Origin of the sequence: Geobacter argillaceus (genome assembly GCF_007830735.1) — a bacterium.
Lineage (GTDB): Bacteria > Desulfobacterota > Desulfuromonadia > Geobacterales > DSM-12255 > Geomobilibacter > Geomobilibacter argillaceus.
Window position 1 is genome coordinate 39,457 of the sequence record NZ_VLLN01000018.1, and the last position, 25,018, is coordinate 64,474.

The window sequence follows — 25,018 nt, forward strand, 5'->3', positions numbered from 1 at the left end:
AGGGTGAGGAGATTCAATAATGATAATCAAGGGAATAGAGACGGGCGGCGGTTTGGAGCAGGCATTTAAGCCGGCCAAGGAGGCTGTACAGACGCAGTCTCCCGCAGTAAGCTTTGCATCTTATCTCGGTGAAATGGTAAGCCAGGTCAATAGTGACCAACAAGCGTCGGATAAGGCGGTCCAGGAACTGGCAACGGGGCAGGCCAGGGGGCTGCACGAGGTGATGATCGCCATGGAGAAATCGTCCATTTCGTTTCAGTTCCTGACCCAGGTCCGCAATAAGGTGGTGGAAGCATACCAGGAAGTCATGCGCATGCCGGTTTGACCCGGTTGGTTTTGTTTCCTTCCCGCTCCCCCCGCATCAATGGGTGAGCAACGTTTCTCTACGTACCTTGTTTCTATCCGCGGAGTAACTCGATGCCGGAAGGCTTGAAAAAACTGCTGGAACCCTTCCTTGCTCTTCCCCCGGCCAAGCGCTGGCTGATCGGAGGAATAGTCGGCCTGTCGCTTGCGACCTTTGCCATTCTCATTATTGTGGCGAACAAAACCGACTATCGTCCGCTTTTTGCCAACCTGACCGGCGAAGATGCCGGGGAGATTGTCAAAAAACTCAAGGAGCAGAAGATCCCCTATCAGATTTCTTCGGACGGCAAGGCACTCCTGGTGCCAGCGGACAAGGTGTATGAGCTCCGCCTTTCCCTTGCGTCGGACGGGCTTCCCCAGGGAGGCGGAATCGGTTTCGAGATCTTTGATCGCAAGAACTTCGGGGTCACCGAATTTGTTCAGAAACTCAACTACCAAAGGGCACTGCAGGGAGAGTTGTCCCGAACTATAACCCAGTTGGCCGGGGTTGAGCAGGCGAGGGTACATCTGGCCATCCCTGAAAAGTCCTTGTTCAAGGAAAACGAGAAGCCTGCGACCGCCTCGGTCGTGCTGAAAATGAAGTCCAACCGGACCCTGCGGGAAAGCGATGTGCAGGGGATCGTCCATCTTATTGCCTCGTCGGTCGAGGGGATGGACCCGGAGCATGTGAGTGTGCTGGACGGGCGTGGGAAAATACTGAGCAAGGGAGGGCCCAGCGATCAGTCCAGCAAGCTGACTGCCGGAATGCAGGACCTCCAGCGCAACTACGAGCGGAACCTGGAGGACCGGCTTCAGTCGCTTCTGGATAAGGTGGTCGGGAGTGGCCGTTCAGCTGCCAGGGTAACGGCATCGTTCAATTTCAAGCAGGTCGAGAAATTCGAGGAGCGCTACGACCCAGAGGCTGCTGCGGTCAGGAGCGAGCAGCGCACCGAGGAAAAAGGTTCGTCTTCCTCGGCTGCCACAGGCGTTCCCGGTGTCCAGTCCAATCTCGGGCGTCCCGGCGCGATGCCGGCGATGCCGGCAACCGGTGGAGGTTCCAAGAGCGACGAAACGCTCAACTACGAGGTAAGCCGCTCGACCGCCAGGACCATAGAGCCGGTGGGTAACGTGGAAAAGGTCTCCGTGGCCATCCTTGTGGACGGCAAGTACGAACTGCCGCCGGGAGCCAAGGAGGGGGCAAAGCCGAAGTATGCTCCCCGCACCCCTGACGAACTACAGAAGATCGAGGCACTGGTCAAAAGCGCTGTCGGATTCAACCCACAGCGGGGCGACCAGGTAACGGTTGCCAATATTTCGTTTCAGGATACGGGCGACGTCGGTGTCGGTGATCAGGCTAGCTGGTGGTCAGCGCCGATATTCATGAGCCTGCTCAAGAACCTGCTGATTGGGGCAGGATTCCTCGTCCTGATATTTATGGTGATCAGACCTCTCTTGACAACGCTGCGGTCCAGTGTTCCCACTTCCTTTGTTCCTGAACAGGATGCCGAAGATGAAGTGCGTAAAATGGTAGAGGCACGTAAAGCGATGCTGACCCAGCAATCGGCCGCCCAGGTGGATCTCATCGACAAGGTTAAGCAGGATCCGTATCAGGCTTCGCAGGTGCTGCGAAACTGGCTCGAAAGCAGCAGGAAGTAGCCAGTGGCCGATAATAACGCGCTGAGGGAATCAATGTCATCTGCGCCAGAAAGTGTAGCTTCGTTGTCCGGTACCGAGAAGGCTGCCATCCTCCTTCTCTACATAGGGACGGAAGCGACCAGCAAGATCCTTCAGCACATGGAGGACAACGAGATCAAGAAGATCAGCTCAGCCATGGCTAATCTCGGTCATGTGGGGCTGCCGGTGATCCAGGAAGTCGTGGATGAGTACCAGCGGATTACCGACCCGGAGTCCGGCTTCTTCGCCCAAGGTGAGGAGTACGTCCGGAAGATTCTGGAAAAGGCGCTCGGGCCCCAGAAGGCAGAACTCCTCCTTATGGAGATGCAGTCGTCCGCCTTCGGCGATATCGAGGACATCCTGTCCAACATGGATGCCAAGACCATTGCCAACTTCCTCTCCCAGGAACACCCCCAGACCATTGCCGTTATCGTTGCCAAACTCCGCCCCAAGCAGACCAGCGAGATCGTTGGGTATCTCCCCATCGACCTCCAGGCCGAGGTTATCATCCGGATTGCCGATGTGGATCAGGTTTCCCCCGAGATCCTCAACGATATCGACGAGGTGGTGAAGCGGGAACTGTCTGCCATGGGCGGTACCCAACGGTTCAAGGTCGGCGGGGTGGAAAAGGTTGTCGAGATGTTCAACCACCTGGAGCGGAGCAAAGAGAAGCACATCCTGGATAAGCTGGATGTGATGAATCCGCCGCTCGCCGAGGTCATCAGGAAGCACCTGTTCACCTTTGAAGATATCTTCAGGCTGGATGACCGTTCCATCCAGGCAATCATGCGCGAGATATCGAACGATACCCTGACCCTGGCACTGAAGGCCTCGACGGACGAGATCAAGGACAAGGTGTTCCGTAATATCTCCAGCCGCGCTGCGGACATGATCAAGGAAGACCTGGAGGTGATGGGACCGGTTCGGCTCTCGGATGTGGAAAAGGCCCAGTCGGAAATCATCAAGATCGTCAGGAAGATGGAGGAAGAAGGGAAGATTGTGCTGGCCGGGCGCGGGGCAGACGATGTGCTCGTTTAGACCATCCAAGATCATCAAGTCTGATCTCCTCAAGGATCAGACCGTCCGCTCTTTCGACTTTTCGCCGCTGTCCGCCGATGGGGGAGCATTCCCGGCTCCTGCGGAGAGCGATGAGTTCATTCCGCTACAGATCCTTGACTGTACCCAGCCGGTGGCAGTTGTCCCGCCTCTTTCCGAACAAGAGGTCGACACGCCGGAAGATGAGCCAGCTGACCTTCCGGCGATCGCCGGCATAAGCGAGGACGAGTTGCAGCTTCAGCTGCAGGATGCCTTCAACCGTGGGCTGGAAGAGGGCAGGCGTCAGGCGGAGCGTGGTCTCTCCAATGTATTCAAGGCACTTCGGGACGGTATTACCGGCCTCACCGATCTTCGTGACAAGGTCATGCGGGAGAGCGAAGCAGACCTGTTGGCGCTCTCCATCATGGTTGCCCGCAAGATCATCCAGCGGGAGATCACCCTTGATCAGCAGATCCTCGCCGGCGTCATCACGACGGCACTCGATGCCGTTACCGATCTCGATCGGGTAACGATCCGCCTGAACCCGGAGGATTACGCACTGGTGAACAGCGACCGGGAGCGGTTCATCACCGGCATCGGTCGCGACAATCAGGTAACCCTCACCCCTGATGAGCAGATCATGCGCGGCGGCTGCATGGTGGATACCCCCACCGGCACGATCGACGCCCGTATCGAGACCCAGCTCGAAGAGATCTTCCACCGATTCATGGAGGAGCGTGGAACTCCGATTGACTTCATCAGTGGTGTCGGTGAAGGAGGCGGCAATGATGCAGACCGATAGAATCAATCTGACCCGCTACATGCCGGGAATTGCCGCCAACAGGCAGATACGCTTCCATGGCAAGGTCACGCAGGTGGTGGGGCTGGTCATCGAAGGGTACTGTCCGGATACGGCGGTGGGATCTCTTTGCGAGATCCATACCCATGGTGGCGACCGTATCCAGGCCGAGGTGGTAGGTTTTCGTGAAAACAAGGCCCTGCTCATGCCCCTTGGTGAACTGCGCGGGGTGGGATTGGGGAGTCTCATTTCGGTCCGTCGCCAGAAGTCGTCGCTGGGGGTCGGTCGGAGCCTGTTGGGCCGGGTCATTGATGGGTTGGGTAACCCGATTGACGAGTTGGGACCCATTTTCACCGAAGAGGAGTACCCGATCTATGCCATGCCGGTGAACCCCCTCAAGCGTGCACCGATCCGCAAGCCTCTCGATCTCGGCATCCGGGCCATCAACGGGCTCCTCACCTGCGGTGAAGGACAGCGGGTCGGGATCATGGCTGGCTCCGGCGTGGGCAAGTCGACGCTTCTGGGGATGATTGCCCGCTATACCGAGGCCGATGTCAACGTAATCGCGCTCATCGGCGAGCGGGGAAGGGAACTCCGGGAGTTCATCGAAAAGGACCTGCAGGAGGAGGGGCTGAAAAAATCGGTGGTGATCGTTGCCACCTCTGATCAGCCGCCTCTGGTGCGGATGCGTGGGGCCTACATCGCCACCACCATCGCCGAATACTTCCAGTCCCAGGGGAAGCGGGTGCTTTTGATGATGGACTCGGCCACCCGTTTTGCCATGGCCATGCGCGAGGTCGGTCTGGCCATCGGCGAGCCACCCACCACCAAGGGGTATACCCCTTCGGTCTTTGCCGCCCTGCCCAAGCTTCTGGAAAGGACCGGCAACTTCCTTCAGGGAAGTATCACCGGCCTCTACACAGTGCTTGTCGAAGGCGACGATTTCAATGAGCCCATTTCCGACGCCATGCGGAGCATTCTGGACGGTCACATTCTGCTTTCACGCGAACTTGCGTCCCGGGCCATTTATCCGCCGGTCGACGTGCTGTCCAGTGCCAGCCGGGTCATGATGGACGTGACGATCAAAGGGCATCAACAGTTGTCGGCGCGCTTCAAGGAACTGCTGGCAACCTACCGCCAGGCGGAAGACCTGATCAATATCGGTGCCTATAAGGCGGGAAGCAACCCGGCCATCGATTATGCCATTGCCAAGATGGAGAAAGTCAACGCATACATCCGCCAGGACATCCATACGGGAGTCAGTGTGGAGCAGGCGGTAAGCGGGCTTCAGGAACTGTTCGATGAAACGGCTGCAGCGTAATCGCCATTGCTGCAGTGAGTTGAGGAGCGGAAGATGCCCAAGGATGGGTTTCGTCTTCAGCAGGTGCTGAATTACCGGCGCGAGGTGGAAAAGGCCCGCAAGCAGGAGTTAGCGGTGGCCCGGAGCGAGTTCGATAACGCCACCCGGCGCCTCAAGAGCGAAGAGGAAAAGGCCGAACGGCTTTCGCGGGAGTTGAAGGAAAAGGAGACGGCCGGCATTCTGGCCCTGGAGTTTCAACTCTACGCCGAGTTTTCGCGCAAGCAGTCATCGGATATAAAAAACCAGCGCGAAGCGGTAAGTACCCTGAACGAAGAAGTTGAGGAGAAGCGCGAGATCCTGCTGAGCGCGGCCAAGGACAAAAAGGTACTGGAATCCTTCAAGGATAAGACGACCGCGGCCCATCGCCTGGACGTGGCCGCCAAGGAACGAAATTTTCTGGATGAGATTGCCATTCAGGGAAACAGTCGGAGTAAAAAGTGAAGAAGTTGCTCAGTGCAGTGGTTCTTGTTTCGGTGCTGATATTCTGGTTGCTCGGGAGCGATCTGCTTCGCCGGGTTGGCCACGCCGAGGCGGCAAATGCCGTTGTTCCCGCGACAGGGACCAAGGACGGCGAAAAAACGGCGTTGTTTGGTTCGGGACCTTCCAGCGACGAACTGGCCGGTTTTGAGATCCGGCGTCGCCAGTTGGCGGAAAAGGAAGCGGCGCTGAACGCCAAGGAGCAGGAGTTGAAAAAGCTTGCCACCAAGCTGGATACCAGGCTTGCTGAAATCAACGCCGTGAAGAAGTCCCTGGACGAGTCGGTCAAGGCCAAGAAGCAGGAGATGGACGAGCGTTACCGGCGAATGCTGAAAATTTACAAGGGGCTCAAACCAGAGGAAGCGGGCAAGCTGATGGACAAACTGGACGAGGATACGGTTGTCGGCATGCTCAATCAGATGGACCAGAAGACCGCCATCAAGCTCATTCCGTTCCTGAATCAACCACGGGTCCTCAAATGGTCCCGGCTCAATCTGTCGAAGTGATACTACGCCGGTCAACGGAGCCGGTTTGGATATTGGGGTGCAATCCACGCGGAAAGGGGGTGATATACAATGGAAAGCAATGCAATAGCAGTACTCGTACCGCCAGCCATGCCCCAGAACGGCGTCGTGGCTGCGGAACTGCCGGGAGCCCCCGGCGGAGACGCGATCTCGTCCCAGTTCGGCAGAATGCTGACTGGAACGACAGGAGCATCCATGCCGGTGACAATGCCGGTCCCGGCTGTCCCGGTTCGAACCATGGCAATTCCCGTGGATATGCTGCCGGCAACAGGAGAGCAGTCTGGCCAAACGCCTCCGGCTGCAGGCGGTAACGTCCCTTCTTCCCTGTTACCGGATAAAACGGCTATCTCCGCACTGTTCGCCTTCCAGGCAGCACCGGCGTCTCTGCCCGGGAACGGTGAAACCCCGCAGAAGGCGGGGGAGGCTGGTGACGCAGGAATGCTTCTCGTACCTGTTCAGAATGATACAGGCAGTGAGATGGCACCAAAAGATGCTAAGAAAACAACAGCGGAGAGTGGCCAGGCAGTAACAACAGAGCCGTCCCCGGAAACCACCGAAATTCTGTTGGCTGCCACGCTGCAACTTCTGTCGCAACCTGTGCCGACCAGCCAACTGCCGAAGCGACCTGATGTGTCGGAATCATCAGACCGGAGTGCCGTTAAGACGGTCAACACCGTTAATCTTGTCAACACAGTCAATCCTGTCGATGTTAATCCTACTGGTTCAGTTGATACCCGTACAAAGGGAGCCCAGCCGGCTGTTGCTGTGACGGTACCAGGTCTGAGCGTACCTGCACAACCGGCAAGTATGGTGGAACCGGCATTGCGGATGGCGGTGGCAACCCCTGTTGCCGAAATTGCCAAAGACCAAAAGGTCACGGCTTCTCAGGCCGTGCCAATAGAAGCTGATCGGGTAGCCATGCCGATGGCTGGAGAAGAACGTTCAGCGCTGGCTGCACAGTTCAGCGGGAAGCCGTTAAAGGCTCCGGTCAGGGGGGCACACGATCCGGTATCGGTTCGCGGCACCGAAGCGCCGGCACCAGCGGCCAGTGGTCAGATTTTCAACCGACCGCTACTGGAAGTAGTTGTGGAAGATGCTGTAACTAATCAGTCGGCTGAATTGGCCGCAAAACCTGCCAAGGCTGACCTGTCGTCGGATCTGGCGACAGTGGGCAAGTCACCGCAAACGCTGATCGGTGGTGCCGGCGCGATGAAGGTTGAACCGGCAGTGCTCCCGACAGCCGGTGAGGCGGTAAAAGCACCCAGCCATGAGCAGATACTGGCACAGGTCAAGGAACAGCTCGGCAAGGCCGAGTTCCGTGCCGACGACGGGCGGGTGGTCCTGCGGCTTCATCCCGAGGAACTCGGCTCTCTCAGAATTGACGTGAAACTTGACGACCAGCGGCTGCGGCTTCATATCGTGGCCGAGAACCCGGCAGTACGGGAAGCACTTACCGCTAACATGGACAGCCTGAAAGAAACCTTGTCCCGGCAACAGATCGTAGTGGACCGGTTTGAGGTAACCAGTGGGCAGGGACATGATCAACAACAGCTCTTCAAGGAACATCGGCAGCAGGTTCTGGACGGACGGGGCAATCGGCCCGGCCGTATTCTGACTGCACAGGCCGAAGATGATGAGGTTGTGGGCCGCCGGGCAATGAACGCCTATTGGGCACCCCAAGAGAGCAGCTTGCTGGATGTCCGTTTTTAAGGACAGTGCAAGCTGGAAAGGAGGAACGTATGGTGAATGCAGTTACAGCAACAACTAATGCTGCGGATGGCGCGGCTGCCATGAAGAAAGCAACCGGCATGAACAAGGACGACTTTCTCAAGCTGTTCGTGACCCAGCTTCAGCAGCAGGATCCGTTGAAACCCCAGGACGGCAGCCAGTTCATCGCTCAACTCGCCCAGCTTTCCCAGGTCGAGCAGGCTTACAACACCAACACCAACCTGCAGAGCCTGTTGGCGGCCCAGAATAACAACACGGTGGTATCGGCCGTTTCCTTCATCGGCAAGGATGTGTTGGCAACAGGAAACCAGGTGGCTCTCACGGCCGGCAGTCCGGCTAACCTGAATTTCAGGCTGAGCGAACCGGCGTCTTCCCTGAAGGTCGATATCAGGGATGCGGCCGGCAACCTGGTCAGAACCCTGACTTCGGGACAGACCGCGGCAGGGGACGGTAGTATCGCCTGGGATGGCAAGGGTGGCAATGGTTTACTGCTGTCGTCCGGCACCTACACATTCGAGGTTACTGGTATGAATGCCAGCGGCGGGGCCGTTGCCGGAACTTCGCTGGTCAGTGGCCGTATCGACGGGGTCAGGATTGATGGGAGTACCCCGATCCTCACGGCCGGCGGCATTGATATTGGCATGGGTGCTGTTCTGCAGGTGAAAGGGGTATGAACGTGATCGACAAGATCTTCATCCCTGAACCGATCCAGGTAACGACACCGCAACCGGCACGGCGGGCACCGAGCCATTCGGCCAAGCCGACCACATCGTTTGCAACCATTCTCGGTCAGAAACTGCCGGCTCAGGGGCTCAAGTTTTCCCAGCATGCCCGGGAGCGGCTGGCTGCCAGGGGGATTTCCCTGAACGATGTCGATCTGCAGAAACTGGAAGGGGCCGTCAACAGCGTGGCACAAAAAGGGGGCAAGGATTCCCTGATTATGATGGGTGACGCGGCGTTCGTGGTCAGCGTCAGCAACCGGACCGTGGTTACCGCCGTGGACCGGGCCGCTATGCAGGGGAATGTCTTTACCAAGATCGATTCGGCAGTCATAGTCTAGAAGCCGTAACCAGTGACTGGTAACTCGTGACTGGTAACTCGTGACTGGTAAAAGCAAAACCTAGAACGTTGAATTTTGAACTTTGAACCAACAACCGGGCTGGCCCTCCTGAAGGAAGCCCGCGGGATGCCGACCGACAGACGCATCCCCCAACAGTGCTAAAGGAGGCACGAAAATGAGCGTAACATCCGCAATGTTTACCGGCGTCAGCGGCCTTTTGAACAACGGTGAAGCCATCAACGTCATCGGCAACAATATCGCCAACGTCAATACCACTGGCTTTAAATCGAGCCGCACCCTGTTTGATGACATGCTGTACACAAGCATTGGCAACAACTCCCAGGTCGGCCGCGGCATGGCCATGCAGAAGATCGACAATATATTTTCCTCAGGGTCCACCCAGAATACCAGCAGCGTGACAGATCTGGCGCTTCAGGGGAATAGCTTCTTCGCCCTCAAGCCGCCGACGACGGCGGCGCCGGTGCCCGCGCAAAATTCGGCACTGTTGAGCAGGGCCGGATCTTTTCATGTGGACAGCACCCTGACCCTGATAAATCCGGAAGGGTATCAGGTGCTCGACACTCAAGGCAACCCGATCAAGTTCCTTGATACCGGTGCCGCAGTGGCCACCGACTTTTCCAAGGTTGTCAAGATTGAGCCAAACGGCCTGATCAGCTACCTTGCCAAGGATGGTGTTTCGACCCTTTATTACAACACATCGGGTACGGTCGGCGTTGCCACTACCCCTGCCAATGCCTTGACTGTCCAGAAACTTGCCATCGTTTCGCCCGTTGATCCTTCGGCGCTTGAGAAGGCTGGTGGCAACCTGTACAACCCTACGGCTGCAGCGGGGATTCCTGCAGTTGCATTCTCTCTGGCCGCCAACGCTCCTAACGGTACCAGCAACAAGGTCCTGTCCAATTCGCTCGAACAGAGCAACGTGGACATGGCAACGGAGTTCGTCAACCTTATCATGACCCAGCGGGCCTACTCGGCCAACTCCAAGACCATTACCACGGCTGACGAGATGACCCAGGAGGTCCTCAATCTGAAGCGATGACGGGTACCTAGGATAAATGTGTAAAGATAAGGCTCTAAGTACATGCACTTAGAGCCTTATCTGTTTCCGTGTGATGTGTTACGGCGATAGCATTCCTCGTTGTTTTGTTGACTTTGATGCCATTGGCTATATAGTGGTACCAAGGATACGGAGGGTACTATGGGTACTGTTAAGAAACAGCATCAGATCAATGTCAAGATTGACAACGAGGAGTTCAGCCGAATAGCAGGTTACTGCGAGCGGCACGGCCGGAAGCCGCAGGACCTCATACGGTTTTCATACAGGCGCGTGCTCGCCGAACTGGAAACACTGGAAGAAATTGACAGGGCAACGTGTGCCGCGGCCAGGCATACGGAAGACACAGGACGTTATATTTCCATTGACGATCACTTGACATACCTTGAGGCCTTGGACAGGGAGTTGGTGCCCTGAAAGGGCCGGGCCAGATGTACAGGATCAAGGTGAACGAGCGGTTCCAGCTGAGACTGGCGGAGCTTTTCCGCAGTTTGCACGGCCGTGCGCCCAAGGCATATGAAGAGATCATGGATGCATACAAGGAAAACCTGAAAAGCTTATCCGTCACTCCTCACATGGGAACAAATCTGCGGCTCTTCGATGAACGGGGAGCGCTTGATTTTGAAGAGATCCATATTGTCCGTGGACAAAGATCGCTTCATATCAGGATAAGAGTGAATGACCGTGAGGAAACAGTGGAGCTTGTTTGGACGTGGATGGATGCAATGGACAAGTTTAAAGATTTTAAAATGATTTGGTGACGGTCGTAGTGACGGCTTACAGCGAGATTTCAGGGGACGCGGCAACGCTCCCCTGTTTTCGTGCCGGGTCAGGCTACGGAGATCTCGCGTTGCCAGTCAAACGTTTGACATGCGGTTTTGGCGTGGAGTGGTGGATAAGCCGCACAGAAGCCTTGATTTATCGAAGACGTCAGTGCACAATGGGCCGCCGTGGCGCCGGATGCGGGACACGGGGCTCTGGCACCCAGGTTGCATATTCAGTAGTTCTGGCAATACTTGCCTCTATTCACGCATATAAGGAGGGGTTTAATGGCTGAGCAGGATGCGGAGGTTAAGGAATCCCCCAAGAACAAGAAGATGCTCTTCATCATCGGAGGAGCGGTCCTCGCTGTCGTGATCGCCGTGATACTCGTGCTCACGATGGGCGGTGGCAAGAAGGATGACAAGGCTGCCAAGCCGGAGGCTGCCGCCGAAGCCAAGCCCGCTGAGGGTGGAGGCGAAGCCCATGGCGGTGGAGGCGAGAAGGGTAAAGAGGGGGCCGCCGGTGCAGCTGCCAATATCGCTTCGCTGGAACCGTTCATCGTCAATATCTACGACGGCCAGGAGATCCGTTATCTCAAGCTGAAAGTGGAGTTCGAAATGGCCAATCCGGGCGTCAAGGCGGAGCTCGATGCCAGGCAGGCACCGCTCAGGGATGCGATACTGGTTCTTCTCACCACCAAGACGCTTCGCGACATTCAGGACCTGCAGGGGAAAAACCAGCTGCGTGAGGAAATCCTCTCTGCGGTCGGGCGTATTCTCGCTCCGGGCAAAGTGACCCGTGTCTATTTTACCGACTTCGTGGTTCAATAGGTCCTTTGGTGTGGCACGTAGCGTTGATCGACAGGTATAGCCGGGATTGATATGGAAAACATCCTTACCAAGGAAGAAATCGAAGCCCTCCTGTCGGCAGTCTTCGATGGACGGATCGACCCGGAAAAGGAACTGGCCCGGCAGGAAGGGGCCATTGCCAAATACGACCTGTTCAGTACCGAATCCCATAAGGGATATGTCCCCAACCTGGACATCATCTTCGACGGTTTTATCCGGTACAGCCGCGTAAGTCTTTCCAGCCGGCTCCGTAAGTCGGTGGAGTACCGAAAAGCAGGGTCTCGAGCCTGCAAATTCGACGATTTCCTCCAGTCGCTTCCTACACCGGTCTGTTTGGCTATTTTCAAGCTGGAACCCCTGAAAGGGGCGGCGCTTCTGGCCATGGACAGCACCCTTATCTTTACTTTTGTGGATAGTATTCTCGGTGGCACGGGCAAACCGATTGTACCGACCAACCGCATATTTACCTCCATAGAGCTGCGCCTGGTGGAAAAGCTTGCCAAGGACCTACTCGTGGACATGGAAAAGGCTTGGCACCCGCTTCAGCAGGTCCATTTGAGCCTGCTCAAGATCGAGATAAACCCCAGACTGGTCAATATCGTGCCGCCTGAGTATCAGGTGGTATCGGCGGAACTGGAAATCCAGGTGGAGGATTCGGTGGGATCGATGCTCTTCGCCATTCCCTATATGACCATCGACCCGCTCAGGGACAAGCTCAAGGCCGGTTCGCATTTCGACATGATGGCCGTCGACCCCCAATGGTCCCAGCGACTGGTCAGCGACCTGATGGATACCCCCCTGGAAGTTGCCGTGGAGATGGGGAGTACGACCATTACCATGGACGAACTCCTGAATCTGGCGCCGGGAGATACCATCATCATTGACAAGTCCGATCCGGCAGAGCTGACGATCAAGGTGGGGGATGCTCCCAAGTACAAGGGGATCGGCGGTGTGCGGCGCGGCAACAAGGCAGTACAGATAACCCAGGTGTTGAAGAAGGAAGGGGACGAGACATATGAGTGATACCGTACCGGCTGGGGAGCAGCGTGAATCGGTTCCCGATAGGAAAAATCTGGATTTCATCCTTGATATACCGTTGCAGCTGACCGTCGAACTCGGCAGGACCAAACTCCTGGTGAAGGATGTCCTCCAGCTCAACCAGGGGTCGGTGGTGGAACTCACCAAGCTGGCCGGCGAACCGTTGGACGTGTTCGTCAACTCGAAGCTGGTTGCCCGTGGCGAAGCGGTCGTGGTGAACGAGAAGTTCGGGGTGCGGCTGGTGGATGTGGTGAGTCCCAACGAACGGGTGGAGAAGGTGCTGTGAATTCTCTGCCTCCGGCGGGCATGATCTTGCTGCTTCCGGCAGCGGTTTTTGCTGCCGATGGCACGAGCGAGGGGTTCGGATTCCTTTCCAGCCTCGTTCAGATGATTGCAGCGCTGGCGGTCGTGGTGGGGCTGATCCTGGTTCTTTCCTTGCTGGGGGGGCGCTGGCTAAATGCCGGCGGCGGTCCGGCTGCTGGTCAACGCTACATCCGGCTTGTGGAGACCCGCTATCTGGCACCCAAAAAATCGCTCTTCCTGGTGGAAGTGGCCGGAGAGTACCTGCTGCTCGCCAGTTCCGGTGAGCAGCTCAATTTTGTAAAACAGATCGACATGGTGGAAGAGATAGAGGTGATTGGCGGTATAGAAGAACGGCAAACAATTGCCTCGACCTTTTGGGAACGCCTGCGACGAACGACCCGCCCGCTTTCCTCTTACAGTAGCGTCAAAAGCGGAACGGCTGGAAGTGAGGTCGGTCGATGAGACCTCTCTGTGTGGTCCTTTCCGTATGCGGCCTGCTGCTCCTTACAGCATCGGTAGCCATTGCCGAGCCGGTGGCGCTTCCCACCATCAGTGTGGGGGTGGGGCAGGCCACCAAACCCGGCGAAATCTCCGTTGTTCTCCAGATATTGTTCCTGATGACCATTCTGTCCCTGGCTCCGGGACTCCTCATCATGACCACTTCGTTCACCAGGATCGTGGTGGTGCTTTCTTTTCTCCGTAACGCCATCGGCACCCAGCAGGCCCCGTCCAATCAGATCATCATCGGGCTCTCCCTGTTCCTCACCTTCTTCATCATGGGACCGGTCTGGCAGCAGATCAATACCCAGGCCCTCCAGCCCTACCGGGCCCAGACCATCAGCCAGGAAGAGGCGTTCAAGCGTGCCATCATGCCGGTGCGCAAATTCATGCTCTCCCAGACCCGGGAGAAGGATCTCGCCCTGTTTTTAAACATTGCCAAGCAGCCCCGTCCCCGCAATGCAGATGACATTCAGACTATTACCATCATCCCGGCGTTCATGATCAGTGAACTACGGACCGCGTTCCAGATCGGTTTTCTGATCTATATTCCGTTTCTCGTGGTTGATATGGTGGTTGCATCGGTCCTCATGTCCATGGGGATGATGATGCTTCCTCCGGTTATGATCTCCCTGCCGTTCAAGATCCTCCTCTTCGTGCTCGTGGATGGCTGGGGGTTGGTGATCGGTTCCCTGGTGAAAAGTTTCGGATAAACAACGTGATTGATGCTTCTGGCTTGCCAGTCACGAGTCACCAGTCACTAGTCACGGTTTTTCGAGGTTCCCATGACCCCTGAACTAGTTGTCCAACTCGCCCGGCGCAGCTTTGAGACCATTCTGCTCCTTTCGGCACCGCTCCTGATCTTCAGTCTCGTTATCGGCCTGCTTATCAGCATCTTTCAGACTGTCACCTCCATCAACGAGGCAACCCTTACCTTTGTCCCGAAGATCGTGGCGGTCATGGTGGCAGTTATCATCTTCTTTCCCTGGATGATGACCTATATGACCGACTTTACGCGGGAAATATTTTCCCTGATCGCCACGATGCGAAAGTAGAGCGCTAAGGTTTTCCCAATCACGAGTCAGCAGTTACCAGTCACGGCCTTTAAATGATTCCTTCGCTGCCGTTTGCCACCATAAACGAGTTCATGGCCTTTGCCGTGGTCTTCGGACGCATGGCCGGGATTTTTTCGTCGATTCCCTCGTTCGGCGGCCGAGCCGTCCCGGTGCGGATAAAGACCGTTGCTGTCCTGGCTATGACACTGCTCCTGTTCCCGTTGGTGCGGACCAGGGTTCCGCCTCTTGATGGTGATGCCATAGGGCTCATGATTCTCATGGTCAGAGAGGCGCTCATCGGGTTTACCCTGGGGCTGTTGGCCCAGGTGATTTTTTCCGGGATCGAATTCTGCGGCCAGTTGGTGGCCACCCAGATGGGGCTCTCAATTGCGGTGCAGTTCGATCCTGCCATGGAGGGACAGTTCACCGCCATGGCGGTCTTTCAGAACCTGTTGGCCATGCTCCTGTTCCTGTCGCTGGGGGTACATCATTTCTTTTTTTCCGCACTGGTTGACAGCTATCAGACATTGCCGGTCGGTAGCTGGCAGGTGAAGGAAGAGCTGGTACTATTCATCATCGGTCTGGTGGGACAGATCTTTGTCATCGGGATCAAACTGGCGGCACCGGTAATGGTGTCCCTGCTGGCGACAACCGTGGTCCTTGGCGTCATGGCCCGGGCCTTTCCCCAGATGAACATCTTCATTGTCAGCCTGCCGCTCAATATCGGTATCGGCTTCATGGTGCTCGGCTTCACCGTTCTGGCCTTCCTGAAGACGCTCCAGGGCACGTTCGGCCAGCTCCCGCTCCAACTCAAAACGATTTTCAAACTCCTTTCCTGAACACGCCATGGCCGAACAGGACAAACACTCACGTACCGAAAAGCCGACCGGCAAGCGGATCTCCCAGGCCAAGAACAAGGGGAATCTCCCCCGCAGTCGGGAGCTGACCAGCACCGCCACGCTTCTGGCCGCCATTGTCACCCTGTATGTCATCAGCGGCTTCATTCTGGCGACCCTCAAGGGGGGAACCCACGACATTCTGGCCAACCTGCGGGTCCAGGACGTTACTCCGGCCGGGGTCTACTCCCTGATGTTGAAGTGTATGCTGATGATGGGGGCGGTACTCGCGCCATACATGGTGGTCATACTCATCGCGACCTTCCTGGTGACCATTGTCCAGGAGCCGTTCAGCATCTCCTGGGAGCGGATGTCGCTGTCCTTGGACAAACTGAACCCGGTTTCGGGCATGAAGCGGCTCTTCAACAAGGATGCGGCCGTCGAGGCGCTCAAGTCGGTCCTGAAACTCTTCATCGTCGGTTGGATGGCTTACCGGGTCCTGCGCGACGAGGTGGTCAATCTGGTCTACATCGTTGACAGCGATATCCTGGGGATACTGACCTATGTCAGCCATATTTCGTTCAAGATCGTACTCCATTCCTGCGGTGTACTGCTGGTTCTGTCGATTTTCGACCTGGCCTGGGTCAAGTGGCGCTTCATCGAGAATCTGAAGATGACCAAGCAGGAAGTGAAGCAGGAATCAAAGGATACCGAGGGCGATCCGCGGGTCAAAGCGAAGATCAAGCAACTCCGGTATGCCCAGGCGAGGCGGCGGATGCGGAAGATCGTTCCCACGGCCGACGTGGTCATCACCAACCCGACCCATTATGCCGTTGCCCTGAAGTACGAACGAAACAGCATGGCTGCTCCGGTGGTTCTCGTGAAGGCGGTGGACTACATGGCCCAGCAGATGAAGGAAATCGCCCGGGAACACAAGGTCATGCTGGTTGAGAACCGGTTTTTGGCCAGAGAACTGTATGCACAAGTAGAAGAAGGTCGGGAGATCCCGGAATCCCTCTATGCTGCCGTTGCGGAAGTACTCGCCTATGTCTTCAGCCTCAAAGGGAAAATCTGATCTCCTGCTGGCGCTAGTCAAAACATTGACCCCATTGTTTTCAAAATGCCGTCGCCATCCCGGATGACAGTCCGTTTCCCCTCCCCGTAAACCAGGGACGTGGCCATTAATTCGGTACATTCGCCGCGTTACAGCCTCCCACCGTTGTTCCGAACCTGCCGTGCCGGGTGGCACACCCGTTGCACACGTCTCCTTGCGCTGAATATCGCCCGATTATCCCAAGGAAACGAAGCAATGGCTAACCCGACGGCCGAGGTCATAAACGTCAACCCCTTCCGGAACAATGCCGACATCTACATGGCGGTTGGGGTTATCGGCGTTTTGGCCCTGATGATCGTCCCCCTGCCGCCATTCATCCTCGACATCTTTTTGGCGGCCAATATTACCGCAGCCCTGGCCATTCTCCTTGTCTGTCTCTATACAACACAGCCCCTCGATTTCTCGGTGTTTCCGTCCGTAGTGCTCCTTACCACCCTGTATCGTCTCGCCCTGAACATCGCTTCCACCCGCCTCATCCTGCTCCATGGCAGCGAAGGGGCAGAGGCGGCCGGGGCGGTCATCAAGGCCTTCGGCCAGTTCGTGGTCGGTGGCAACTATGTAGTCGGCGCGGTTGTGTTCCTGATCCTGGTGATCATCAACTTCATGGTCATCACCAAGGGCTCCGGCCGGGTGGCCGAGGTCGCGGCCCGGTTTACCCTGGATGCCATGCCCGGCAAGCAGATGGCCATTGACGCCGACCTGTCCAGTGGTCTGATCAACGAAAAAGAGGCACGGGAGCGGCGGTCGAAAATATCCCGCGAGGCCGATTTTTACGGCTCCATGGATGGTGCCAGCAAGTTCGTGAGCGGTGACGCGATCGCAGCCATCATCATCATGCTGGTCAACATCTTCGGCGGCTTCATCATCGGCGTCTGGCAGCAGGGGATGCCGCTGGACATGGCTTTACAGAACTATACCCTGCTTACCGTCGGGGAAGGGCTCGTTGCCCAGATTCCGGCACTCATTATCTCCACCTCAGCCGGTATCATCGTCACCAGGTCGGCCGACGAAAACAGTTTCGGCCGCGAGATTGCCGGCCAGATCTTCAACTACCCCAAGGCGTATTACGTTGTCTCCGGGGTCATGTTCGCCTTTGCCCTGATTCCCGGACTCCCCCACGTTGCCTTTTTCCTTCTCTCCGGTGTTGCCTTCCTCCTGGCAAAGATGTCCAGCAGCCGGAAGGAGGAGGTGGCGGAAGAGTTGATGGCGCTTCCCGAAGGGATATCGCGGGAAGAGGTCGCCGAACAGGTCACCGCCATCCGGCCGCTGGAGATGCTGGAGCTGGAGGTCGGTTACGGCCTTGTACCGTTGGTCGATGCGGCCCAGGAGGGAGAACTTCTGGAGCGGATTCGCAATATCCGGAAACAGTGTGCTCAGAAGATGGGGTTCATTGTGCCTCCGGTCCATATCCACGACAACCTGCAGCTCAAGCCCAACGAATACAACATCCTTATCCGTGGGGCCAGGGTCGGCGGCGGAGAGATGGCCGGCCAGTATATGGCCATGGATTCCGGGGCTGTGTCGGGCCATGTGGAAGGGGTCAAGACCACCGAGCCGGTCTTTGGCCTTCCCGCGCTCTGGATCAAGGGAAGCGAGAGGGAACAGGCCCAGCATTCCGGGTATACGGTGGTGGACAATGCGACGGTCATCGCCACCCATGTCAGCGAGATCATCAAGCGCTACGGCCACGAACTGGTGGGCCGCCAGGAACTCCAGCAACTGCTCGACAACGTGGCGACAAACTTTCCGAAAGTGGTCGAAGAGTTGGTGCCGAACCTCCTCAATCTGGGAACGGTCCTCAGGGTGGTGAAGAACCTCCTGAAGGAACAGGTTTCCGTCAGGGATCTCCGTGCCGTCCTGGAGACCCTGGCCGATTACGCTGCCATAACCAAGGATGCGGATGTCCTGACCGAGTTCGTGCGCCAGAATATGGGCCGGGTGATCGTCGACCAGTTCACCGGAGAGGACGATCTCCTGTGCATTATCACCCTCGACCGCGAGGTGGAGGAGATCGTGGCCGAAGCGGTCCAGGTCACGGAACAGGGGAGTTACCTGGCTATCGAACCGGCGGTTGCCCAACAGCTGCTAGGGGCAGTGCGCCAGACCATGGCGCAGTTCGATCAGTCAGGAACCCAGCCGGTCCTGATCGCATCACCCAACGTCAGGCGGCATCTGAAGCGCTTCACCGAGCGGTTCATCCCGAACCTCACCATACTGTCCCACAACGAGATTCCACCGCACGTCAAAATTCAATCCCTGGGGGTGGTAAGCATCCATGCTAGTTAAGACCTTCCGTGCCGGTGACATGGCTGAGGCCCTCAAGATGGTCAAGGCCGAGCTGGGGGCCGACGCCATGATTCTCTCTTCGCGCAAGGAGCGCAAGAAGGGGATCATGGGGATCTTCTCCAAGCCGTATTTCGAGATCACTGCGGCACTCGACCAACGCCCGGCAACGCCACGGGCCAATCCCTATCGGGAGAAAGAGGCGCGCGAACTTTCCACCAGGGAAGAGTTTCAGAATTCCATGCTGGGCCCCCTGGCCAGAGAACTGCGCGAACTCAGGGACAAGGTCGAAAAACTTACCACCCGTGAGCCGGTACCTGCCGATCCTCCTGCGGGCTCTGCAGCGGTGGTGGAACCCGCTATCGTACCAACTTCACCTGCTGCCGTGCCCGGTGCCGTTGCGTCACGCTTTTCCAAGGAAGACCTGGACGACATCAAAAAGTACCTGATGAATGTGGTTACGACCCGTGAAAAGCGCAGTGTCGTGCCGGTTACCTTTCCCCGGGAAGAGCGGGGGGGGGCGGAATCGATAGACGCTGACGAGCTTGGCGGCGAGTATCAAAGCAATCTGGAACGGCTTGCCGCAGAGCTCAAGTCGGGCGGCGTGGCCGATGACGCAGCGGCGGTGCTGATCGACTATATTCGGCCCACTGCGGAGCGGGGCGAGGATATGGAGGAACTTCGCTACTCCATGTTCGAGGCCTTTGCCAATACGATCAAGTGCACCGGGCCGCTACGCCTGCGCAAGGATTCGCCGCGGATCATCGCGCTCGTCGGCCCGACCGGCGTCGGCAAGACCACCACCACTGCCAAGCTGGCAGCACACTACGCAATGCACAAAGGGGCGAACGTAGCGCTGGTAACGATCGACAACTTCAGGGTGGGGGCTGTCGAACAGCTCAAAACCTATTCCAGGATCATGGATATTCCGATTGACGTTGCCAACACTCCCGACGAGCTCAAGAGCTGCGTGGAGACCCATCGCGACAAGGATCTGATCCTGATCGATACTGCCGGCCGCAGCCCCAAGGACCAGGAAAAGCTTGAAGAACTAAGATCGTTCCTTAACTCGGCGCAGGGGGTAGAGATCCATCTCTGTCTGTCGGCAACCACCAAGGACAAGGAACTGGACGATATCGTCAGCCGGTTCAGTGGGCTCGCGGTAAACAGGGTCCTTTTCACCAAGCTGGACGAAAGCGAAACCCTCGGTTGCATCGTCAATACGCATGTTCGTCATAAACTGCCCCTTTCCTACTTCACCAACGGCCAGATGGTGCCGGAAGATATCGTGGTGGCAAGCCCTCGGCGGCTGGCAAACCTTATCTTGAGAGAGAAGCCATAGATGAGTGGGACCAAGGTGCCAAACGATCAGGCCAATACCCTGCGTAAGCTGGCTCGTTCCAAGAAGTCGGGGACGATAGTCACGCCCCGTGCTCCGGAGTCGGTCGGACAGAAAGGGGTGCGGGTCATTGCGGTTACCAGCGGTAAGGGGGGGGTCGGCAAGAGCAATATGGTGGTTAATCTGGCGATCAGCCTGGCCAGGCTCGGTCGGCGCGTGCTGGTGATCGATGCCGATCTGGGGGTGGGTAACATCGATGTCCTGCTCGGCCTGTCGCCGGCCCATAACCTGAACCATGTCCTGTCCGGCGAGATGGGGCTGGGAGAGATAATCCTTCAGGGGCCGGCAGGTATCAAACTGGTTCCGGCCGGTTCCGGGGTGCAGGAATATACCAGTCTTGGCCAGAATGAACGGATCAAGCTGCTGGACGAACTGGACAGCCTGGAAGAGAGTTTCGATATCGCCATCATCGATACCGAGGCCGGAATTTCGGAAAACGTGACCTATTTCAATACCGCGGCCCAGGAGATTGTCGTGGTTGCTTCTCCGGAACCCACATCGATCACGGACGTCTATGCCCTCATCAAGCTCTTGGCCACCCGCTACGGCGAGCGCTATTTCAAGGTGCTGGTCAATATGGTGAACGACACCGGCGATGCCCTGGAGGTCTTTGCCCGTCTGTCAAATGTGACGAGCAGGTTTCTGGACATATCACTCGATTATCTCGGGTGCGTGGTCTGGGACGAGAAGCTCGTTGAGGCGGTGAAACGGCAACGGGCGGTCTGCGATCTGTTCCCCGAGGCCCAATCCTCCAAATGCTTTGCCAGTCTGGCTCGTCGGGTCCTGGAAAGCGAACGCGACACGCGGGTGAAGGGGAATATTCAGTTTTTCTTTCGCCAGAAATTTGCTCCGGCACTGGGATTGGAGATGTTATGAACTGCGTGGTCAAGGCCTACCAAGAAGAATCACAGCGTGCAGCCAACGCCAGTCGCGACGAACTGATCGTATCACACCTCCCTCTCGTCAAGTTCCTGGTCGGCAAGATCGCTTCACAACTCCCCCCGCACCTGGATCGGGATGACTTGATGAGTGCCGCCATTGTCGGGCTCATAACGGCTGCCGAGCGTTTCGACCCGACCCGTGGTGTTCAGTTCAAAACCTTTGTGGAGCAGCGTATCAGAGGAACCATCATGGACGAGCTCCGCGCCCAGGATTGGCTGACCCGGTCGCTACGCGACAAGTTCAAGCGTCTGGAGCGTGCGTTCGCGATCCTTGAACAGCAATTGGGGCGAAACCCTTCCAGCGAGGAAGTGGCCAAGGCGATGGGGATAGAGTTGCATGAGTACTTCCGGCTCCTGGAAGAAGTTACACTTTCTGTCGGTGGTAAGCCTGGATGATTCCTGGGAGGACGAGGACGGGAGCCCGTTCGGTCTGTTGGATGTCATCGAGGATAAGGCGATCGATAATCCCCAGAACCAGCTGATGCAGCGACAAACCGTTGAACTGCTGGCGGAGGCGATCGATACACTCCCGGAGAAGGAACGGATTGTCGTCACGCTCTATTACTACGAAGAGCTCAACCTGAAGGAGATCGGTGCGGTGCTCAGTCTTACCGAATCCCGCATCTGTCAGCTCCACAGCCAGGCAATCCTGCGCCTGCGCACCAAGATGAAGCCGCACCGATAGCAGAACCGGGTCCGAGGTTGTTGTCCTCTACCCGGAAGCCGACGAAGGAGGTCTTTATGAACAGTGGGTTGTATACGGCGCTCTCGGGCAACCTTGCAGCAATGCGACGTCTGGACGTCATCTCCAACAATCTGGCCAACGCCAATACGGCAGGGTTCAAAAAGGACCGGGTTGCCTTTGAGAGCCTGCTGGCGCTGCGTGCAGGTGAAGCGCCGGAAAAGGCCGGGCTGGTGCAGGCCGATAATATCTACTTTACCGACTACAGTGCCGGTCCGGTCAAGCAGACTGGCAACACCCTTGATCTTGCCATTGACGGTGACGGTTTCTTCGCGGTCAATACCCCTCAGGGGCGTGCCTATACCCGTCAGGGGAATTTTCAGCGCAATGCCGCCGGTCGGCTTGTGACCAATGACGGGTATGAGGTCGTCGGCAGTGGCGGACCGGTCACCATAAATGGCAGCAGGGTCGAGGTCAGTGCCCGTGGCGAGGTTATGGTTGATGGCGAGCAGGTTGCTACACTGGAAGTTGTCGATTTTCCCAAACCGTACGCACTCCAGAAGGCGGGGAGTGCGCTGTTCGTTCCCGCCGACCCCCAGGCTGCCCCGCAACCGGTGCGCACGGCTTCGGTCAGGCAGGGACATCTGGAGGATTCCAACGTCAGTGTGGTTCAGGAAATGGTCCAGATGATAGAGGCCAACCGCTACTTCGAGGCCTGCCAGCGGGTGGTCAAGAGCTACGACGACGCAGCCGGCAAGGCTGCCAACGACATCGGCAGGGTATAAAGGACTGGTGAGTTGTTGAGTGGGTAACAGCCTGTGTACCGCTCTCGACCACTTAATCACTCAACTACTCAAACAATTAACGGAGGTTTTCCCATGATCAGGGCACTGTGGACCGCAGCTTCGGGGATGCAGACTCAGCAACTCAATATCGACGTGGTGGCCAACAACCTGGCCAACGTCAACACTGCCGGTTTCAAGAAGAGCCGGGCCGACTTCCAGGATTTGATGTATCAATCCCTGAAGACTACGGGAGCCCCGTCCACCAATGCGACCCAGATTCCGACCGGTATCCAGGTGGGACTTGGTGCCAAGCCGGCCAGCGTCACCAAGATCTTTACGCCGGGCAACATCAATCAGACCGGTAACGAGCTGGATGTTGCCATTGAAGGAGATGGTTTCTACCAGATTCAGCTTCCGGACGGGACAACGGCCTACAGCCGTTCCGGAGCCTTCAAGAAGGACAACCAGGGGAGGATGGTGAATGCGGACGGCTATCCGGTTCTTCCCAACGTGGTCATCCCCAATAATGCGACCAAGATAACCATCGGCAACGATGGCACTGTCTCCGTCATGCAGGCTGGGCAGAATACCCCGACCACAGTCGGTAACCTTCAACTGGCCACCTTTTCCAACCCCTCCGGCCTCTCTGCCATTGGTCACAACCTGCTCCAGGTGAGCGATGCTTCAGGCGTCGCCACCACCGGCACGCCCGGGCAGACCGGAATCGGCACACTTTCCCAGGGTTTTATCGAAATGAGCAACGTGAGTGTTGTGGAGGAGATGGTCAACATGATCGTGGGCCAACGTGCCTATGAGGTGAATTCCAAGGCGGTGCAGGCTGCGGACGAAATGCTGCAGCAGGCCAATAACCTGCGCCGCTAGGAATGATGAACGGGCGGGCAGCGACGGTTTTTGACTGACCGTACGGCACGCTTTGGCGGTGTTAAGGGTGTGACCATGAAAAGACTCGTTTGCATTCTCATTGCTGTTTTGTGCAGTGTCATCTGTACGAACACCGCTCCTGCTGGGCCTGGTAAGGTGGTGAAGGAGGCCGAGGTTCGACGGATTATCGTTGACTTTATTCGTGAGCGGACGGTTGGCCTCGGTGTTGAGGTGAACGTAAAAAAGGTCGGTTTTTACGGTGATCTTGCTCTCCCGGAAGGGAATGTGAACTATGAGGTGAGCGCTCCACGCCAGTGGGAAGGGTGGGGGCAGGCGAGCCTGGCCCTGATCGTCCGGGTCAATGACAGGGTCGTGAAGAACGTGCCGGTAATGGTGGATGTGGAGGCCCTTGTCGACTTGGTGGTGACGACGCGACCGGTTGAGAGTGGCGAGATTTTGACGCTGGCAGATGTGGCGGTTCAGAAACGTGATCTGGCGGCAAGCGGTGGAAAGGTGGCCAGGACTGCTGCCGACGTGGTGGGGCTTAAGGTGAGGGTCGGGATGCGTGGCAATACACCGCTTCGAACCGACTATCTTGAGCGGATTCCGCTCGTCAAGTCGGGCCAGTTGGTGACGGTGCTCCTGGAAAGTCCCGCTCTGCGTATTACCACTACCGGCCGGGCAAAAGGGGCCGGTACTGCCGGCGAGCTGATCACGGTACAAAACATTGGTTCCAATAAGGATTTCCCGGCAAGGATAGTGGATGCCGGTACGGTTCGGGTCGACTTCTGACCTGACGCAGATGCAGGAGAAAACGATGTACACCCTGAAGAATCTGTTTGTGGCTGCATGCCTCCTGCTTACGGCATGCACGTATCAAAAAAGCGAGGTGCGGACACCCACCTTCGATGAACAGCTGCCACCGCCTGCTGTTTCCTATGCGAACGGTTCCATCTGGCAGGCATCATCGGCAGGACTGGTGGAGGACCACAAGGCCCGCCGCAAGGGTGATATCGTCACCATTCTCATTGTCGAACAGGCGAGCGCCAGCAAGCAGGCAAGCACCGGCACCAGCCGCAAGGCGAGCACGACTGCCGGCATTCCCAAGCTGCTGGGGCTCGAAACCAATATGACCGGAATCAGGAACTGGATGGACCTGGCCAACCTCATCAGTGCCAGCAGTGATCAGAAATTCGACGGTACCGGTTCAACGACCCGCAAGGAAAATCTGAGTGCCACCATCACCGCCAAGGTGGTTGAATTGCTTCCCAACGGCAATCTCAAAATTGCCGGTCGCCGCAATGTACAGGTGAACAACGAGGACCAGCTGATTATCGTGGAAGGAACGGTGCGCTCCAGGGATATATCCACCGACAACATCGTCAGTTCGGCCCAGGTTGCCGATGCCCGGATCACCTATGCGGGCAACGGCATTATCAGCGACCAACAGAAGCCGGGGTGGCTGACGACCATCTTCAGCAAGATCTGGCCGTTCTAAACGTGAGACACGAGATGCGA

At 57.1% G+C, this 25,018-nt stretch carries 28 protein-coding genes and 1 pseudogene; all 29 read left to right on the plus strand.

Annotated features, from left to right (window positions below):
• Positions 1–19 precede the first annotated feature (19 nt).
• Positions 20–325 (plus strand): flagellar hook-basal body complex protein FliE, encoded by a 306-nt coding sequence (fliE, locus tag JN12_RS13995; RefSeq protein ID WP_145023785.1) that lies wholly within the window; start codon positions 20–22, stop codon positions 323–325.
• A 92-nt stretch (positions 326–417) separates the two neighbouring features.
• Entirely contained in the window at positions 418–1,998 is a 1,581-nt protein-coding gene (gene fliF, locus JN12_RS14000) for a flagellar basal-body MS-ring/collar protein FliF (protein WP_145023787.1), read from the plus strand.
• A gap of 63 nt (positions 1,999–2,061) precedes the next feature.
• Positions 2,062–3,054 carry a flagellar motor switch protein FliG gene (fliG, locus tag JN12_RS14005; protein WP_342795415.1) on the plus strand — a complete coding sequence of 331 codons (993 nt, stop codon included), beginning with the start codon at positions 2,062–2,064 and terminating at the stop codon, positions 3,052–3,054.
• Positions 3,041–3,853: a FliH/SctL family protein gene (locus JN12_RS14010; protein WP_170241928.1), complete on the plus strand. Its 813-nt coding sequence runs from the start codon at positions 3,041–3,043 to the stop codon at positions 3,851–3,853. The genes fliG and JN12_RS14010 overlap by 14 nt, the downstream gene beginning before the upstream one ends.
• The gene (fliI, locus tag JN12_RS14015; protein WP_145023893.1) at positions 3,840–5,171 is read left to right on the plus strand and encodes a flagellar protein export ATPase FliI; all 1,332 of its coding nucleotides are present in this window, start codon (positions 3,840–3,842) and stop codon (positions 5,169–5,171) included. Before JN12_RS14010 ends, fliI begins: the two co-directional genes overlap by 14 nt.
• Positions 5,172–5,204: 33 nt before the next feature.
• The gene (fliJ, locus tag JN12_RS14020; protein ID WP_145023793.1) at positions 5,205–5,651 is read left to right on the plus strand and encodes a flagellar export protein FliJ; all 447 of its coding nucleotides are present in this window, start codon (positions 5,205–5,207) and stop codon (positions 5,649–5,651) included.
• Positions 5,648–6,193: a MotE family protein gene (locus JN12_RS14025; RefSeq protein WP_145023795.1), complete on the plus strand. Its 546-nt coding sequence runs from the start codon at positions 5,648–5,650 to the stop codon at positions 6,191–6,193. Before fliJ ends, JN12_RS14025 begins: the two co-directional genes overlap by 4 nt.
• A gap of 69 nt (positions 6,194–6,262) precedes the next feature.
• Positions 6,263–7,921 (plus strand): flagellar hook-length control protein FliK, encoded by a 1,659-nt coding sequence (locus JN12_RS14030; RefSeq protein ID WP_145023797.1) that lies wholly within the window; start codon positions 6,263–6,265, stop codon positions 7,919–7,921.
• A 29-nt stretch (positions 7,922–7,950) separates the two neighbouring features.
• A complete protein-coding gene (locus JN12_RS14035) occupies positions 7,951–8,613 on the plus strand; it encodes a flagellar hook assembly protein FlgD (protein WP_145023799.1) in 663 nt (220 codons plus the stop codon).
• 2 nt (positions 8,614–8,615) lie between these two features.
• Positions 8,616–8,999: a TIGR02530 family flagellar biosynthesis protein gene (locus JN12_RS14040; protein ID WP_246125869.1), complete on the plus strand. Its 384-nt coding sequence runs from the start codon at positions 8,616–8,618 to the stop codon at positions 8,997–8,999.
• Between the two features lie 175 nt (positions 9,000–9,174).
• Entirely contained in the window at positions 9,175–10,059 is an 885-nt protein-coding gene (locus tag JN12_RS14045) for a flagellar hook-basal body protein (protein ID WP_145023803.1), read from the plus strand.
• Between the two features lie 159 nt (positions 10,060–10,218).
• Positions 10,219–10,491, plus strand: a complete 273-nt coding sequence (locus tag JN12_RS14050; RefSeq protein WP_145023805.1) for a hypothetical protein — start codon at positions 10,219–10,221, stop codon at positions 10,489–10,491.
• Positions 10,492–10,505: 14 nt separating this feature from the next.
• Positions 10,506–10,835, plus strand: a complete 330-nt coding sequence (locus JN12_RS14055; RefSeq protein WP_145023807.1) for a hypothetical protein — start codon at positions 10,506–10,508, stop codon at positions 10,833–10,835.
• A gap of 288 nt (positions 10,836–11,123) precedes the next feature.
• Entirely contained in the window at positions 11,124–11,666 is a 543-nt protein-coding gene (locus JN12_RS14060; RefSeq protein WP_145023809.1) for a flagellar basal body-associated FliL family protein, read from the plus strand.
• A gap of 51 nt (positions 11,667–11,717) precedes the next feature.
• Positions 11,718–12,707 carry a flagellar motor switch protein FliM gene (fliM, locus tag JN12_RS14065; protein WP_145023811.1) on the plus strand — a complete coding sequence of 330 codons (990 nt, stop codon included), beginning with the start codon at positions 11,718–11,720 and terminating at the stop codon, positions 12,705–12,707.
• Positions 12,700–13,008 carry a flagellar motor switch protein FliN gene (gene fliN, locus JN12_RS14070; protein WP_145023813.1) on the plus strand — a complete coding sequence of 103 codons (309 nt, stop codon included), beginning with the start codon at positions 12,700–12,702 and terminating at the stop codon, positions 13,006–13,008. Before fliM ends, fliN begins: the two co-directional genes overlap by 8 nt.
• 20 nt (positions 13,009–13,028) lie before the next feature.
• Positions 13,029–13,487, plus strand: a complete 459-nt coding sequence (locus tag JN12_RS14075; RefSeq protein ID WP_145023815.1) for a FliO/MopB family protein — start codon at positions 13,029–13,031, stop codon at positions 13,485–13,487.
• Positions 13,484–14,236 carry a flagellar type III secretion system pore protein FliP gene (gene fliP, locus JN12_RS14080; RefSeq protein WP_145023817.1) on the plus strand — a complete coding sequence of 251 codons (753 nt, stop codon included), beginning with the start codon at positions 13,484–13,486 and terminating at the stop codon, positions 14,234–14,236. The genes JN12_RS14075 and fliP overlap by 4 nt, the downstream gene beginning before the upstream one ends.
• A gap of 72 nt (positions 14,237–14,308) precedes the next feature.
• The gene (fliQ, locus tag JN12_RS14085) at positions 14,309–14,578 is read left to right on the plus strand and encodes a flagellar biosynthesis protein FliQ (RefSeq protein ID WP_145023819.1); all 270 of its coding nucleotides are present in this window, start codon (positions 14,309–14,311) and stop codon (positions 14,576–14,578) included.
• Positions 14,579–14,631: 53 nt separating this feature from the next.
• Entirely contained in the window at positions 14,632–15,417 is a 786-nt protein-coding gene (gene fliR / locus JN12_RS14090) for a flagellar biosynthetic protein FliR (RefSeq protein ID WP_145023821.1), read from the plus strand.
• A 7-nt stretch (positions 15,418–15,424) separates the two neighbouring features.
• A complete protein-coding gene (gene flhB, locus JN12_RS14095; protein ID WP_145023823.1) occupies positions 15,425–16,489 on the plus strand; it encodes a flagellar biosynthesis protein FlhB in 1,065 nt (354 codons plus the stop codon).
• Positions 16,490–16,723: 234 nt separating this feature from the next.
• Positions 16,724–18,814 (plus strand): flagellar biosynthesis protein FlhA, encoded by a 2,091-nt coding sequence (gene flhA, locus JN12_RS14100; protein WP_145023825.1) that lies wholly within the window; start codon positions 16,724–16,726, stop codon positions 18,812–18,814.
• Positions 18,804–20,153 (plus strand): flagellar biosynthesis protein FlhF, encoded by a 1,350-nt coding sequence (gene flhF / locus JN12_RS14105; protein WP_145023827.1) that lies wholly within the window; start codon positions 18,804–18,806, stop codon positions 20,151–20,153. Before flhA ends, flhF begins: the two co-directional genes overlap by 11 nt.
• Positions 20,154–21,086 carry a MinD/ParA family protein gene (locus JN12_RS14110; RefSeq protein ID WP_145023829.1) on the plus strand — a complete coding sequence of 311 codons (933 nt, stop codon included), beginning with the start codon at positions 20,154–20,156 and terminating at the stop codon, positions 21,084–21,086.
• A pseudogene (locus tag JN12_RS21115) lies at positions 21,083–21,836 on the plus strand (FliA/WhiG family RNA polymerase sigma factor). Before JN12_RS14110 ends, JN12_RS21115 begins: the two are co-directional and overlap by 4 nt.
• Before the next feature lie 56 nt (positions 21,837–21,892).
• Positions 21,893–22,618 carry a flagellar basal-body rod protein FlgF gene (flgF, locus tag JN12_RS14120; protein WP_145023831.1) on the plus strand — a complete coding sequence of 242 codons (726 nt, stop codon included), beginning with the start codon at positions 21,893–21,895 and terminating at the stop codon, positions 22,616–22,618.
• 93 nt (positions 22,619–22,711) lie between these two features.
• On the plus strand, positions 22,712–23,500 hold the full coding sequence (gene flgG, locus JN12_RS14125) for a flagellar basal-body rod protein FlgG (protein WP_145023833.1): 789 nt from the start codon (positions 22,712–22,714) through the stop codon (positions 23,498–23,500).
• A 75-nt stretch (positions 23,501–23,575) separates the two neighbouring features.
• A complete protein-coding gene (flgA, locus tag JN12_RS14130) occupies positions 23,576–24,292 on the plus strand; it encodes a flagellar basal body P-ring formation chaperone FlgA (protein ID WP_145023834.1) in 717 nt (238 codons plus the stop codon).
• 34 nt (positions 24,293–24,326) lie between these two features.
• Complete coding sequence (locus tag JN12_RS14135; protein WP_170241931.1) at positions 24,327–24,998, plus strand: flagellar basal body L-ring protein FlgH; 672 nt, start codon at positions 24,327–24,329, stop codon at positions 24,996–24,998.
• Positions 24,999–25,018 lie beyond the last annotated feature (20 nt).

Bases quoted from the DNA above. Each gene is read 5' to 3' on its own strand.
- fliJ (WP_145023793.1), top strand. From the start codon at position 5,205: ATGCCCAAGGATGGGTTTCGTCTTCAGCAGGTGCTGAATTACCGGCGC.
- JN12_RS14010 (WP_170241928.1), top strand. From the start codon at position 3,041: ATGTGCTCGTTTAGACCATCCAAGATCATCAAGTCTGATCTCCTCAAG.
- JN12_RS14075 (WP_145023815.1), top strand. From the start codon at position 13,029: ATGATCTTGCTGCTTCCGGCAGCGGTTTTTGCTGCCGATGGCACGAGC.
- flgF (WP_145023831.1), top strand. From the start codon at position 21,893: ATGAACAGTGGGTTGTATACGGCGCTCTCGGGCAACCTTGCAGCAATG.
- fliN (WP_145023813.1), top strand. From the start codon at position 12,700: ATGAGTGATACCGTACCGGCTGGGGAGCAGCGTGAATCGGTTCCCGAT.
- JN12_RS14050 (WP_145023805.1), top strand. From the start codon at position 10,219: ATGGGTACTGTTAAGAAACAGCATCAGATCAATGTCAAGATTGACAAC.
- fliP (WP_145023817.1), top strand. From the start codon at position 13,484: ATGAGACCTCTCTGTGTGGTCCTTTCCGTATGCGGCCTGCTGCTCCTT.
- JN12_RS14045 (WP_145023803.1), top strand. From the start codon at position 9,175: ATGAGCGTAACATCCGCAATGTTTACCGGCGTCAGCGGCCTTTTGAAC.
- flhA (WP_145023825.1), top strand. From the start codon at position 16,724: ATGGCTAACCCGACGGCCGAGGTCATAAACGTCAACCCCTTCCGGAAC.
- flhB (WP_145023823.1), top strand. From the start codon at position 15,425: ATGGCCGAACAGGACAAACACTCACGTACCGAAAAGCCGACCGGCAAG.
- JN12_RS14110 (WP_145023829.1), top strand. From the start codon at position 20,154: ATGAGTGGGACCAAGGTGCCAAACGATCAGGCCAATACCCTGCGTAAG.
- JN12_RS14055 (WP_145023807.1), top strand. From the start codon at position 10,506: ATGTACAGGATCAAGGTGAACGAGCGGTTCCAGCTGAGACTGGCGGAG.
- flhF (WP_145023827.1), top strand. From the start codon at position 18,804: ATGCTAGTTAAGACCTTCCGTGCCGGTGACATGGCTGAGGCCCTCAAG.
- flgG (WP_145023833.1), top strand. From the start codon at position 22,712: ATGATCAGGGCACTGTGGACCGCAGCTTCGGGGATGCAGACTCAGCAA.
- fliI (WP_145023893.1), top strand. From the start codon at position 3,840: ATGCAGACCGATAGAATCAATCTGACCCGCTACATGCCGGGAATTGCC.
- fliQ (WP_145023819.1), top strand. From the start codon at position 14,309: ATGACCCCTGAACTAGTTGTCCAACTCGCCCGGCGCAGCTTTGAGACC.
- fliF (WP_145023787.1), top strand. From the start codon at position 418: ATGCCGGAAGGCTTGAAAAAACTGCTGGAACCCTTCCTTGCTCTTCCC.
- flgA (WP_145023834.1), top strand. From the start codon at position 23,576: ATGAAAAGACTCGTTTGCATTCTCATTGCTGTTTTGTGCAGTGTCATC.
- fliE (WP_145023785.1), top strand. From the start codon at position 20: ATGATAATCAAGGGAATAGAGACGGGCGGCGGTTTGGAGCAGGCATTT.
- fliR (WP_145023821.1), top strand. From the start codon at position 14,632: ATGATTCCTTCGCTGCCGTTTGCCACCATAAACGAGTTCATGGCCTTT.
- fliM (WP_145023811.1), top strand. From the start codon at position 11,718: ATGGAAAACATCCTTACCAAGGAAGAAATCGAAGCCCTCCTGTCGGCA.
- JN12_RS14060 (WP_145023809.1), top strand. From the start codon at position 11,124: ATGGCTGAGCAGGATGCGGAGGTTAAGGAATCCCCCAAGAACAAGAAG.
- JN12_RS14030 (WP_145023797.1), top strand. From the start codon at position 6,263: ATGGAAAGCAATGCAATAGCAGTACTCGTACCGCCAGCCATGCCCCAG.
- JN12_RS14035 (WP_145023799.1), top strand. From the start codon at position 7,951: ATGGTGAATGCAGTTACAGCAACAACTAATGCTGCGGATGGCGCGGCT.